The organism is Campylobacter lari subsp. concheus (assembly GCF_008245025.1).
Classification (GTDB): domain Bacteria; phylum Campylobacterota; class Campylobacteria; order Campylobacterales; family Campylobacteraceae; genus Campylobacter_D; species Campylobacter_D concheus.
On sequence record NZ_CP043426.1, the window covers coordinates 283393 to 296597 of the forward strand.

The 13205-nt window shown below is 28.0% G+C and carries 11 protein-coding genes; 9 read left to right on the plus strand and 2 right to left on the minus strand.

The annotated features are described in order from the left end of the window. Positions 1–4 precede the first annotated feature (4 nt). The 6 genes from CLCT_RS07735 to kpsS all read left to right on the plus strand — a co-directional run bounded on the left by CLCT_RS07735 (position 5) and on the right by kpsS (position 7475). Positions 5–745, plus strand: coding sequence for a DUF8374 domain-containing protein (locus CLCT_RS07735; protein ID WP_249040755.1), 741 nt, complete (start codon positions 5–7; stop codon positions 743–745). After that, positions 742–1512 carry a 3-deoxy-manno-octulosonate cytidylyltransferase gene (locus CLCT_RS01570; RefSeq protein WP_149062050.1) on the plus strand — a complete coding sequence of 257 codons (771 nt, stop codon included), beginning with the start codon at positions 742–744 and terminating at the stop codon, positions 1510–1512. The genes CLCT_RS07735 and CLCT_RS01570 overlap by 4 nt, the downstream gene beginning before the upstream one ends. Next, the gene (locus CLCT_RS01575; RefSeq protein ID WP_149062051.1) at positions 1509–3068 is read left to right on the plus strand and encodes an aldolase catalytic domain-containing protein; all 1560 of its coding nucleotides are present in this window, start codon (positions 1509–1511) and stop codon (positions 3066–3068) included. Before CLCT_RS01570 ends, CLCT_RS01575 begins: the two co-directional genes overlap by 4 nt. A gap of 251 nt (positions 3069–3319) precedes the next feature. After that, positions 3320–4321, plus strand: a complete 1002-nt coding sequence (locus CLCT_RS01580) for a CgeB family protein (RefSeq protein WP_149062052.1) — start codon at positions 3320–3322, stop codon at positions 4319–4321. Then, on the plus strand, positions 4315–6300 hold the full coding sequence (locus CLCT_RS01585; protein WP_149062053.1) for a capsule polysaccharide biogenesis protein: 1986 nt from the start codon (positions 4315–4317) through the stop codon (positions 6298–6300). The genes CLCT_RS01580 and CLCT_RS01585 overlap by 7 nt, the downstream gene beginning before the upstream one ends. Next, entirely contained in the window at positions 6297–7475 is a 1179-nt protein-coding gene (gene kpsS / locus CLCT_RS01590; protein WP_149062054.1) for a capsule polysaccharide modification protein KpsS, read from the plus strand. Before CLCT_RS01585 ends, kpsS begins: the two co-directional genes overlap by 4 nt. Here the strand turns inward: kpsS and CLCT_RS07705 are convergent. After that, the gene (locus tag CLCT_RS07705; RefSeq protein ID WP_211352619.1) at positions 7472–8980 is read right to left on the minus strand and encodes a DUF8374 domain-containing protein; all 1509 of its coding nucleotides are present in this window, start codon (positions 8978–8980) and stop codon (positions 7472–7474) included. The two genes, kpsS and CLCT_RS07705, sit on opposite strands and share 4 nt — an antisense overlap. A 163-nt stretch (positions 8981–9143) precedes the next feature. Between CLCT_RS07705 and CLCT_RS01600 the strand changes: the two genes are divergently transcribed. The 3 genes from CLCT_RS01600 to CLCT_RS01610 are packed head-to-tail and all read left to right on the plus strand — an operon-like array spanning position 9144 to position 12007. Then, entirely contained in the window at positions 9144–10274 is a 1131-nt protein-coding gene (locus CLCT_RS01600; protein WP_149062055.1) for a DUF829 domain-containing protein, read from the plus strand. Positions 10275–10283: 9 nt separating this feature from the next. Next, complete coding sequence (locus CLCT_RS01605) at positions 10284–11657, plus strand: cytochrome P450 (protein ID WP_149062056.1); 1374 nt, start codon at positions 10284–10286, stop codon at positions 11655–11657. Continuing rightward, complete coding sequence (locus CLCT_RS01610; RefSeq protein WP_039627957.1) at positions 11654–12007, plus strand: M14 family metallopeptidase; 354 nt, start codon at positions 11654–11656, stop codon at positions 12005–12007. The genes CLCT_RS01605 and CLCT_RS01610 overlap by 4 nt, the downstream gene beginning before the upstream one ends. Here CLCT_RS01610 and nusA read toward each other — a convergent pair. After that, complete coding sequence (nusA, locus tag CLCT_RS01615; protein ID WP_149062057.1) at positions 12004–13095, minus strand: transcription termination factor NusA; 1092 nt, start codon at positions 13093–13095, stop codon at positions 12004–12006. The genes CLCT_RS01610 and nusA overlap by 4 nt on opposite strands. Positions 13096–13205: the final 110 nt, after the last annotated feature.

Genomic DNA, 13205 nt, shown 5'->3' on the forward strand with positions numbered 1-13205 from the left:
TACGATGGTAAATAATTTATTAGAACAAATATACAATAGAAATTTGTATAAATCTTTTAAAATAGATAATCTTCTCCAAGAAAACCAGAAATTAAATCAAGAAAAAAACAATCTTCTCCAAGAAAACCAGAAATTAAATCAAGAAAAAAACAATCTTCTCCAAGAAAACCAGAAATTAAATCAAGAAAAAAACAATCTTCTCCAAGAAAACCAGAAATTAAATCAAGAAAAAAACAATTTAAAAATAATTTTAAACTCATATGATATTCAGGAGAAAAAACTAAGAATATTAAATCTAGAACAAGATATTGTTTATAAAAAATTAAAAATAAAATTAAAAGAACAAAAAATTAATAAACCAAAACCAATTATTAAGCGAATGCAAATTATATATTCTCAATCTGCAATATTCCGTATTCAAAATCAACTTTCATATAAACTAGGTCAAGCTATGATAGTTAATTCAAAATCTATACTAGGTTACATAAGAATGCTTTTTGTATTATCTTATATAAAAGATAAACACAAACAAGAACAAAAAATCTACCAAGAAAAAATAAAAAAAGATCCTTCTTTAAAGCTACCTCCATTAGAAGATTATCTTGATTATCAAGAAGCCTTAAAGGAAAAGGAGTGTTTTACTTATAAATTAGGTCAAGCTCTTATACAAGCTAATAAAACTTGGTATAAGGGTGGGTATATCAGGTTGTTACTTGAAATTAGGAAGTTGAGGAAAGATGTATGAAGATTATAGGAGTTATCCCAGCTAGATATGGATCTACAAGATTTCCAGGGAAACCATTGGTTGATATTTTTGGTAAGCCAATGATATGGTGGGTTTATCAGCAAGCTATTAGGAGTAAAAAGTTAACAGATGTTATAGTTGCAACAGATAATAAAAAAATTGTTGAGATATGTGAAAAATATAAGTTTCCATATATGATTACTAGAGAAGATCATTTAACTGCTGCGAATAGAATTTTTGAAGTATCAAGATATATAAAAGGTGATTATTATATTCAAATTAATGGTGATGAACCCTTGGTGGATGCGAATTTGATTGATTTGGTTATTCCAAAAGATATACCACAAGATATTGAATTTGGAACAAATATTATAGCTAGGATGATGAATCCCGTGGAAGTTGTAGATCCTAGTAATATTAAAGTTGTTTGCGATACTCACGATAATATAGTGTATATGTCTCGTACCCCAATTCCGTATCCTTATAAGTATTTACAATTTGATTACTATAAACACATTGGTATTATAGGTTTTAATGAGAAAATGTTAAGTTTTTATAACAATTCAAAGCCCTTGATTTTAGAGAGTATAGAAGGTATTGATATGTTAAGATTTACCGAATATAATAAAATATTCAAGGCGATATTGGTGAAGAAAAATATTCATACGCTTTCAGTAGATACAAAAAATGACTTGGAAAAGGTATTAAAAATTATAGAAAAGAAATTTAAAACCAATAAACTTGATTATATTAGAAGGGTATTATGAGAATTGGTGTGTTAGATTGTACTCTTAGAGATGGCGGATATTTAAATAATTGGAAATTTGGAAAAGGTGTTATTGCTAATATTGTAGAAAGACTAGGATTGTCTAAAGTTGATTACATAGAACTCGGTTTTTTAAAAAATGATTCCTATTTAGATCTTGATAGTAGTCATATTACAGATATTAGGAATATTATGTTAAAACCGAATAATTCTTTATTTGTCGCTATGATAGAAATAGGCGAATACGATATATCAAATATTCCTCAACGTGATAATAATATCTTAATTTTTGGATTTAGATTGATGTTTAGAAAAAAACAATTGATGGAAGCGGGAGGGATCGCAGAAAAATTGCAAAGATTGGGATATAATGTTCTTTTGCAACCAGTTAATATTATGGATTATAATTTACAAGAGTTGACAATGCTGATTCAGCTTTCTAATAAAATTAATCCTTATGCTGTTTATATCGTTGATACATATGGCTTTATGAATAAATACGATTTAATGGAAAAATTTTTTATCTTGGATAGTAACTTAAATAAAAATATAAAGTTAGGTTATCATTCGCATAATAATCTACAATTAGCTTATTCAAATTGTGTTGAGCTGATTGAGCATAATACCCAAAGAGAAATTATACTAGATTCGTCTGTGTTTGGAATGGGAAAAGGTGCGGGTAACGCTAATACAGAATTAATACTATCGTATCTAAATGAAAAATTTGAAGCCAATTATGATATTGATCAAATATTAGAGATTATTGATATTTATATCTCAAAAGAAAAAGAACTAAATCCTTGGGGATATTCGTTATTGTATTATTTGGCTGCTATAACTAAGACCCATCATTCTTATGTGAGATTTTTACTCAATAAAAAAACATTGTCAATTAAATCTGTTAAAGAAATTCTTATATCGCTTGCAGAAGATAAGAAAATGGTTTATGATGAAGAATATATTAGTCAGAAGTATTTTCAATATCAATCTAAAAATATTAATAGCGAAGAAGATTTGAAAAAATTAAAAAAAGAAATTGAAGGTTTTGAAATCTTGCTGTTAGGATTGGGATTAAGTACGCAAGAAGAAAAAAGCAAAATAGTAAAACTAAAAAAACAAAATTGTAAATTTAAAATCATTGCAATTAATTATATACCAGAAGATATAAAAGTTGATTGCGTATTTATTAGCAATGCGAAAAGATATGGTCAAATAATAAGTCCTGTAAGTGATATTAAAATTATTTTAACATCAAATATAAATCCCGGAGTTTTAAAACCAGATTTTGTTTTAAATTATAGTAGTATAGTTGATGAAGTAATTTTGTCTGATTTTGGCGGTATTATGATGCTTAAATTATTGGTGCAAATGGGTGTGAAAAAATGTTTTATAGTTGGTTTTGATGGTTTTAAAGGTAGAAATCTTTATATAGACAAAGCATATGATTTTAATAATCATGATAATAATATTGAAAGTAAATTTGAGACTTCGTTTAAAGAAATTGCCAAGCAAATTAATATTATAAATATTGCAGAATTAAATGAGAATAATTTATGATTGTAATTTTTGATTCAGATAAAACATTAAATTAATTCTAATGAATTAGAAGTTAGATGTAAGGAATAAGTTACTTTCTAAATTATTTCACAAAATCAAATTTAATTTCTAAGGTAAGGTTTATAATCTTTTGTAAATTAGACTAATAAAACTTGATATAAGGATGAATATGTTAAATTTTTATCTAAAGTTTGGAAGCAAGAAAATATAATATATTAATTTATATTAAAAATATTGCAGTGTGAGTAAGTATGTTAAAAATAGCCTTAATTGCTGATGAATTAACCTATGCTTCTTTAAAAGTAGAGGATGGGGTAATTATAAAAAATATCACTCCATTAAATTATAAATTAGTATTTTATTTTTGGAAACCTGATTTTTTATTTGTTGAGTCAGCTTGGCATGGTTTTAAAAATAAATGGAAATATAAAATTGCTTCATATCCTGATTATCCAAAGAGAAATAACAGAAAATTACAAAAGCTTGTTAATTCTGCAAAAATGTTAAATATTCCTACGGTATTTTGGAATAAAGAAGATTATGTGCATTTTGATAGATTTATCAATAGTGCAAAATTGTTTGATTTTATATTTACTGTTGATGAAAATTGTATATCAAAATATAAATCTTATGTAGGAAAAAATTCTTATGTAGGTGTTTTACCTTTTGCTGTTCAATCTAAATTTCATAATTTTACTGGATTTAATTTTATATCAACTAAGGCGAATTTTGTTGGAAGTTATTCAAAGCATATACATGAAAAAAGAAGATTTTATCAAGATATGATGTTTAAATTATCATCCAAGATAAATAACCTTGATGTTTATGATAGAAATTCAAATAGAAAATCTATAAATTATAGATATCCAAATTTTAAAGGTATGCAAATTTATCCTTCAGTTGAGTATGAAAAAACTGCAGAAATATATAAAAAATATCTAATTTCTTTAAATGTTAATACTATAGAAAATTCCCCTACCATGTTTTCAAGAAGACTTATAGAGATTATAGCTTGTGGAGGTGTAGCTATTACTAATCATACGCCAGCTGTTGAAAAATATTTCAAAGACTATTGCTATTCATTTCAAACCGAGGAAGAATTAAAAGATTTACTATATAGGTTTAAAAAAGATGGTTTAAATGAAGATGATAAGATAAGGTTGAAAAAAGGAGTAGAATTTATTGTAAAAAATCATACGTGGAAACAAAGATTAGAACAAATTATAGATGCTATAGGTATAAAAAAGTGCTAAATGGTTATTGTTTTTATATAAACAATTTTATTCAAATATTTTATAAAAAAAAATTCACAGGATGGGGAAGAAAACGCACTGGCAGATGGGCTTCTTTTTTATATAAAAAATTTAATGGTTCTTTGATTTTGCTAGAGGACGGCTTTTTGCGCTCATTAAATTTAGGTGTAGAAAAAAGTCCAAGTTTTTCTATCGTCAAAGATGATGTAGGAATTTATTACGATGCAACTGCACCATCTAAGCTTGAAAATATTTTAAATACCTATGAATTCAGCTATGAGGAGTTAGAGCAAGCAAAAAAGACCATAGAGCTTATAAAAAAAGAAAAGCTTAGCAAATATAATAATAACCTTTGCATACCAAAAGAGCTTTTTGGTACTAATGAAGAACGCGTATTGATCATCACTCAAGTAGCAAATGATGCTTCGTTAAAATTTGGTTTAGCTGGTAGTTTTTCAACTCAAGATATGATAAATGAAGCTATTAAGGAAAACCCAAATACTAAAATATATATTAAAATTCATCCCGATGTATTAAGTGGTAAAAAACAAAGTGATTTTGATGTGCAAGATTTGCCAAATAATTGTGTAGTTATAAAAGAAAATTATAATCCCATAGAACTATTAAGTTATTTTAAAAAAGTCTATACTAAGACTTCTGGTATGGGTTTTGAAGCTTTGATGTTGGGATGCGAATGTGTGTGTTATGGCATGCCATTTTATGCAGGTTGGGGTTTAACGCAAGATAAACAAATATGCAAAAGAAGGCTTAAAAAAAGAACTTTAGAAGAGGTTTTTTATGCTGCTTATATTTTATATAGCGAGTATTTTAATCCTTATTTAAATCAAAAAAGTGATATTTTTGATACTATTTATACCCTAGCAAAATATAAAAAGATAGAGCAAGCTAATTCAAATACTTTGTATTTTTTAGGTTTTTCTAAATGGAAAAGAGAGTTTGTAAAACCTTTTTTTAAAGCTAAAAATAATAAAGTCATTTTTTTAAACTCACTTGATGAGCTTTATAAAGCTAAGTTAAATTTTGAAGATAAAATTTTCATTTGGGGTAAAAAGTATGATAAAACTTCACTGGCTAAAGATTTTAATAATGAAATTTTCTTAGTAGAAGATGGCTTTTTACGCTCTGTTTTTTTAGGTTCAGATCTTACACGTCCTTTTTCTTTGATAGTAGATAGCAAGGGTTTGTATGTAGATCCAAGCAAGCCAAGTGATTTAGAAGATATTTTACAAAATTATGTTTTTGATGAAAATCTAAAACAAAGAGCCGAAAAACTCATTACTACCATTACACAAAATAAATTTTCAAAGTATAATGGTTTAAAACATGAAACATTAAATTTTAATACCAATAAAAAAATCATCTTAATCCCAGCTCAAGTAGAAGATGATGCTTCTATGATCTTAGGTGGTGCAGGTTATGATACTTTAAAACTTTTACAAAGTGTAAGAAAGGCCAATGAAAACGCCTTTATAGTTTTTAAACCCCATCCTGATGTTTTAAGCGGTAACCGTAAGGGTTTAAAAGATAAAAGCATTATTTTAAAATACTGCGATGAGATTATAGAAAATGTTAGCATAGATAGCGCTATAAATGCATGCGATGAAGTGCATACTATAACTTCTACAAGTGGTTTTGACGCTCTTTTGCGTGGTAAAAAAGTAGTGGTATATGGTAAACCTTTTTATGCTGGCTGGGGCTTGACAAGCGATTTATATGAAATTCCAAGACGCACAAGAGTGCTTAGTTTAGAAGAGCTTGTTACGGGGGTTTTGATCCTTTATCCAAGATACATCCATCCAAAAAGTAAAAATTTATGTGAAGTTGAGCTTGCTTTAGATATAATGTTAAAAATGCAAAAAGATTATTTTTCTAAATTTTATTTACGTTGGTTTATAGATATAAGAATTTATATATTAAGAAAAATAAGAAGATTAATAGAATTTATTTTGATTAGATGAATTTAAGTAAGAAATTAAAAAAATTTTCTGGTAAAAATGTTTTATTGCTCCAAGGGCCCGTGGGTGGATTTTTTCGTAAAATTGCTACAAAAATCCCAAAAGCTAAGGTTTATAAAGTAAATTTTAATGGAGGAGATTTTTTATTTTATCCTTTTAAAAGTATTAATTATACCAAAAGCTTAGCCGAGCTTGAAGACTTTTATAAAAAGCTTTTTGAAGAAAAGCAAATTCAAGTTATTTTGATGTATAATGATTGTAGAAAAGTTCATGAGATAGCCATCAGTGTAGCCAAGCAAATGGGTATTGAAGTATGGATTTTTGAAGAAGGTTACATAAGACCAAACTTCATTACTTTTGAAAAAGATGGAGTGAATGCAAACTCGACCCTACCAAGAGAAAAAGAATTTTATCTAAGTCAGAAAAAATTTGATAAAGATTTTAAATTTAAAACTTTTTCAAGTACTTTTAAAAATATGGCTTTTGCTTCATTTTTGTATTGGTTTTTTGCTTTTTTATTTTCTTGGTATTTTAATAATTCTTTACACCATAGAAGTTTAAAATTATTTGACTTTTTGCCTTGGTTTTGCTCAGTATATAGAAAAAACAAATACAAAATCACAGAAAAAAGTTTAAACGAGAAAATTCTTTCTTTAAAACAAAAGTATTTTTTAGCTATTTTGCAAGTGCATAATGATACTCAACTATCCCATCACTATAAAAAAAGTACAGAAAAATTTATAGAAGAAGTGATTGTTTCTTTTGCTAATCATGCTAAAGCAAAATCCTATCTAGTTTTTAAGCATCATCCTATGGATCGTGGTTATAGGGATTACACAAAACTTATAGAAGATTTGAGCTTAAAATACAATGTTGAGGGTAGAATTTTATATGTACATGACTTACACTTACCTACACTCTTAATCAATGCAAGAGGTACTATAGTCATAAATAGCACAGTAGGACTTTCTGCTTTATATCACAACAGCCCTTTAAAAGTTATGGGAAAAGCCTTTTATGATATAGAAGGTTTAACTTATCAAAAAAGCTTGCATACTTTTTGGAAAGAGTGTAGAGCATATAAGCCTGATGCGGTTTTGCACGCTAAATTTAGAAATTATGTGATATATAAAACCCAAGTCAATGGAAATTTCTTCAAAAATACTAGTTTAGATTAAAACTTCTTTTTATAATTTTTTGCAATTTTTTTAAGTTTAAAAGGCAGGGTGAGATAACCTAATTTAAAAGGAGTCTTTGAAGCTTGCAAAAGAGCATTGCCTAAAAGATAAGGTAAGTGTGTTTTGGCTATTTGAGCGTGCTTATAGTCTGCATAAGCTTTTAGCGGTGGTAAATTTTTTTGATCTTTTTGATTTTTAAAATGCTCTTTTTTGACTTTTCTTAATTCAAAAGGTATTTTAAAATATCCTAGATAACTTTTACTATTTTTCATGATAGCTTCTCCAAGCTTATAGCTTAATCTTTCTTTTATCCTTAAACTAGCTCCATAAAGTTGATTGTTTTCATGGATAAAAATTTCATATTCATTTTTTAAGCCTTTGTGATTTAAAAAACGCAAAAGATTATGATTTTGACTTTGTAAAAATGTTTGTGTGTCAAGTTTTACTAGTTCATGATATTCTAGTGCTAATTCTTTATAAAATGCTATAGGTGGTATTAAAAGTTCATGGGTATTTATAAGATGATTTTTGTATTCTATTCTTTTGTCGCTATCATTTTCTAAAAGCAAAATTCCTATTAAATCTACATAATTAAGCCTTAATGTTTTTTCATTTGCCATGTTTAAGCCCGAACTTTCCTCACTTTGTTTGATAATTTGTGTATTAACATACAAAAAGGTTTGCTCATCACAAATTGCTTTTTCATTTTGTATATCTTGAAAAGTATTGATAAGTCCAAAATTTTTTACTAATTTAAAAGATGAGTTTTCAATGCTTATAGATGATATAGCATGGGTTGATGAGCTAGTGTGATTCCAGGTGTGTATACCTAAAATTTGACAGCCTTTTAGCTCTTTTGGAAAAATGATTTTTTCTCCGACTTTAATCTTTGTGATTTTTTCACAAAAAAATGAGTTTTTATGCTCTATTTTAGTTAAATTTGAAGGTGCAAAGATGTGATATTTTCTTTTTGAACAAATAATATTTTCTTTAGATTTTTTGAAGCTGTGTAAATTTTTAATGATATTTTTACCAAGCTCTTGCATGGCTAGTGGCATAGGGTGGAATTTGTAATTTTGATCAAAATTATAAAGATTATTTTTTTGGTAGTAAAGATCTACATCAATTAGATTAAAACCATAATAAGCACAATTTTTCCTATGAGCTTCATTGATAGCTTTTGATTTATCATTACAAGCTGGTATAGGGAGTGTAAGTACTATGGTGGTTTTATTTGCTTTGTAAAGTTCTTCGTAAAAATAATCAATATTTCTAAGTATAATATTTAAACTCATAGGGCTTAAATAATCATTGATATTTGATTCACTAATGATAAAATCACTTTTATTTATAGTATTTTCATGGCGCATTAGCTCATAAAGATTTTGCAAAGAAGTGCTAAGTCCTAAAGCATAATTATGTAGCGTAATGTCTTTATTTTCAAGACCTATTCTAAGACCATTTTTAACTACACTATTGCTGCCACCTAGTAAGATTACATCCATAAGCTCTTTCTTGATTTTATAATTTTTTATTTATTTTATAAAATATTTTTTAATGAATAATTTCAGAGTAAAAACCCCTCATTTTGCCTTTAAATAAGTATTTGACAAAGATAGCAACTTTAGCTATATTTTTAAATTCATTTTGAGTTTATTTGGGATTTTAATGGATAAATTGTGTCAAAAAAGAGATGTTTTTTATATAGCTGGTTATGATCCTAGGGGATATAGGCATTATTATGCTATGTTTAAAAAAAATTTAGCCGAGCAAAATACACTTTTAAATTATGATTATACTTTATCAAAAGCTCAAGTTAACACTTATCCTTTTTGGCAAATTCAAACTATGCATACAAACACCACTTATACTTTTTTAAATTGGAATGATATAGTTAAAAAAAACTGGTCAGAGGGTATAAAAGATGCATTGAGTGATTGCTATAGTTTTTTTAGAATTTATACTATCACAGGACTTTTTTTAAAATTTGGTAAAGAATCCCCACATCAGCTCATTACAGGCTATTATCCATTTTTTTATGTACTTTTGAGTTTGATTTTTACTTTATTTTGTGCTTTTGGAAGCTTATTTTATTTGCAAAATTTTCATATTGTTTTAGGAACTTTAGCTTTTATTTTATCTTTAGTATTTTTACCAAAAATGTTTTATAAATTAGGCAAGAAATTAGCTGTTTTTTGGATAGCTAGAATTTGTTCTTTTTGTGCAAACTGGGAGAAAAATTCTCAGGGCGAGCTTGAATTAAGAATGGATGATTTTGCTAGGGTTATTTTTGAAAAACTAAAAGAAAATACAAATGATAAAAATTATGAGCTCATCTTAAGCGCACATAGCGTAGGAACAGTACTTTGTATAAATGTTTTAGCAAAAGTGCTTAGAAAATGTGAAAAAGAAAATATATCTTTTGAAAATTTAAAGGTTTTAACTTTGGGTGAATGCATACCTTTAGTAAGCTATCAAAAAAGATCTTTTGAGTTTAGAAAAGACTTAGAGTATTTAGGAAGTAAAAATTTAATATGGTATGATTTTACTTCTATTATTGATGGAGCTTGTTTTGCACAAGTTGATTTCATACGCACAAGTGGAGTAAAAGCACAATTTAATCCAAAATACCTTTCAGCTAAATTTCATACCTTATATAAAAGTAAAGATTATAAAAAAATCAAAAAAGACAAATATAAAGCACATTTTTTATATTTATTTGCCACACAAATTCAAGGGGTATATAACTTTTTTGAATTTATCATAGGTAAAAATAGATTAGAAGAAAAAATCAAATAGGAGAAAAACATGGGTCAGTGTCCTTTTCATCCAAAGCCTTATAAAAATAAAGCTTCTACATTAACTACTTTTTTACTAAAAAGAAGATCATGGCTTGATGGACTTTATGAGCGAAGTTATAAGATGATGATGGGTAGAGTAAAAATGCCCGGATTTGATCTATATGTGGTAAATGATCCAAAAGAAGTTAGACGCATTATGGTAGATGAGGTTAGAGAATACCCAAAAAGCCAACTTTTACACGAGCTTTTAGAGCCACTTTTAGGTATAAGCATTTTTACAACTAATGATAGAGTATGGGAAAAGCAAAGAGAGCTTTTAAGACCTTCTTTTGAAATGACAAGGATTTCTAAGGTTTTTAATTTAATGAGTGAAGCAGCTTCGGATATGATGGCAAGATTTGCAAAGTATGAAGATAAAGCGATTGTAGAAGTAGATGAAGCTATGACTTTTGTAACTGCAGATGTGATTTTTAGAACTATCATGTCATCAAAACTTGATGAGCAAAAAGGTAAACTTGTTTTAGATGCTTTTGTAACTGTGCAAGAAGAAACAGTTAAAACAGCTATGCGAAGAATGTTTCGTTTCCCAACTTGGCTGTCAAATCTTTTAGGTGAGAGAAAAAGACTTAAAGCAGGTGGAGTTATACGCAAGGTTTTATCAGATATTATAAAGCCAAGATATGATAATGCTACAAATGATCAAGGAAAATATGAAGATATTTTATCATCATTGCTTATGGTAGTAGATGCAGATACTAATGAGAGATTTTCTTTTAATGAAATTTTAGATCAAGTTGCCATGCTTTTCTTAGCAGGACATGAAACTACTGCAAGCTCGCTAACTTGGACACTATATATTTTAAGTATTTCTCCAAATGAGCAACAAAAAGCTTATGAAGAAATCATGCAAGTTGCGGGTGATGAGGAGTTTAAAATAGAGCATATTAGAGCGATGAAATATCTTACCAATGTGTTTAAAGAAAGTTTAAGACTTTATCCACCGGTTGGTTTTTTTGCTAGAGAAGCAAGAAATGAAAGTAAAATGAGAGATAAGCTTATCAAAAAAGGTTCAGGCGTAGTTGTAGCTCCATGGCTTATCCATAGACATGATAGTTTTTGGGAAAATCCACATGAGTTTGATCCAAGTCGCCATGAAGATAAAAGCAAGATTAAAAAAGACACTTACATGCCTTTTGGTATGGGAGAGCGTGTGTGTATAGGGCAGGGCTTTGCCATGCAAGAGGCTGTTTTGATTTTAGCTAATATTTTAAGGACTTATAAGTTAGAATTAGAAGAAAATTTTGTGCCTGATATTGTAGGAAGATTAACTATAAGATCAGCAAATGGTATGAATATAAGATTTATAAAAAGGCAAAAATGAAAGAAAAATTAGCAGGAACTATACTACTTTGTGCTATTGTTCCTTTAGCGGTGATTAGTTATCTTTTTATTGTTATAGTGGGTACTTTTGGTAATCCTGCTAGGGTAAGACAAGGCGTGAGAGCACTTGATCATTTTGTCAATGCAACTTTGTTTAATGGTTATGCTTGGGAGTCTTTATCATCTCATGCTTGGAGAGAGCGCGATAAAAGATGGGCTAAAATAGTTATTAAAATCACAGATTTTTTTGATAAAAATCATTGCCAAAAGGCAAATAAAAGAGAACAACCTATAGTAGATTTGGTTTTAGAAAGAAAGCTTACCGAACAAACTGTCGGTAAGCAGCTTTAATTTTCTCCAAATAAAGCTTTAAGGTTTTTAAATGCTTCTTCTTGGTTGCTAGTTTTATCTTCATTATTTACTTCATTAAGTTCTATTTCATATCCAAGAAGCATGCTAGCTAAACGTATATTAATACCACTTTTTCCTATGGCTTTACTTTTTTGCTCACTATTTAGCGTTACAATAGCTTTTTTATCTTCAATACTAACTGAGTTTATAATGGCTGGAGCTAAGCTTCTAGTGATTAAAATTGCTATTTCATTAGAATACTCAATACAGTCAATATTTTCATTTTTTAATTCTTTGCTTACAGCATTGATTCTGACTCCTTTTATACCTACGGTTGCTCCTACTGCATCAACACTTGGGCTATTAGCTTGTAAGATGATTTTTGCTCTCTCGCCCGGAATTCTTGCACTTGCATAAATATTTATAAGACCATCTTTGATTTCAGGAACTTCAGCTTTTAATAAAGCTTCTAAAAATTTAGGGCTAGTTCTACTAAGCTCCATTCTCATGCCTGATTTATCAATATATACATGTCTAATAACAGATTTAATCACATCGCCTACTTTAAATTTTTCACCTTTGATACGGTTTTTTCTAGGTAAATATGCACGAAACTCATCAATTTCCACATAAGTGTTTTCTTCACTATCTACTCTTACGACGCTACCAAAAACCATATGTCCTACCATTTTTTGGTATTTTTCATAGATTTTTTCTTCTAAGAGTTTTTGTATATTGTACTCTAATTCTTTATGTAAGATATTTACAGCGGTGCGGCCTAAATTTTCCAAAGAACATTCATAAGTTAGCTCATCACCAATTTCTACATCTTTAGCTTCAGCTCTTGCTTTACTTAAAGCAATAAAATGCTCATTTTCATTTTCTAATCTTTCATCATTATCAGCTACTACGATGATTTTTTGATAAAGTTGCAAATTTTTACCTGAATCAACAAAAAATTCATACTTATCGCCGTAAATTTTCTTAGCAGTATTAATAAGTGCTTTTTTAACTCTTTCTCTGACATCTTCTATTTGTAAATTTTTCTCATTAGCAATGGATTCAATTATATCTGTGATTTTTTCCATAATGACAATACAACCTTAATTTTGGATTTTAAAAGTTTGAAGAATAAAATTATATCTTTAATAAGTTTAATTAAAAGTAAAATTTGCTATAATTTCAGATTAAAAAAAAC

Coding starts and splice junctions, on each gene's coding strand:
- CLCT_RS01605 (WP_149062056.1), top strand. CDS start 10,284: ATGGGTCAGTGTCCTTTTCATCCAAAGCCTTATAAAAATAAAGCTTCT.
- kpsS (WP_149062054.1), top strand. CDS start 6,297: ATGAATTTAAGTAAGAAATTAAAAAAATTTTCTGGTAAAAATGTTTTA.
- CLCT_RS01600 (WP_149062055.1), top strand. CDS start 9,144: ATGGATAAATTGTGTCAAAAAAGAGATGTTTTTTATATAGCTGGTTAT.
- CLCT_RS01570 (WP_149062050.1), top strand. CDS start 742: ATGAAGATTATAGGAGTTATCCCAGCTAGATATGGATCTACAAGATTT.
- CLCT_RS01610 (WP_039627957.1), top strand. CDS start 11,654: ATGAAAGAAAAATTAGCAGGAACTATACTACTTTGTGCTATTGTTCCT.
- nusA (WP_149062057.1), bottom strand. CDS start 13,095: ATGGAAAAAATCACAGATATAATTGAATCCATTGCTAATGAGAAAAAT.
- CLCT_RS07705 (WP_211352619.1), bottom strand. CDS start 8,980: ATGGATGTAATCTTACTAGGTGGCAGCAATAGTGTAGTTAAAAATGGT.
- CLCT_RS01575 (WP_149062051.1), top strand. CDS start 1,509: ATGAGAATTGGTGTGTTAGATTGTACTCTTAGAGATGGCGGATATTTA.
- CLCT_RS07735 (WP_249040755.1), top strand. CDS start 5: ATGGTAAATAATTTATTAGAACAAATATACAATAGAAATTTGTATAAA.
- CLCT_RS01580 (WP_149062052.1), top strand. CDS start 3,320: ATGTTAAAAATAGCCTTAATTGCTGATGAATTAACCTATGCTTCTTTA.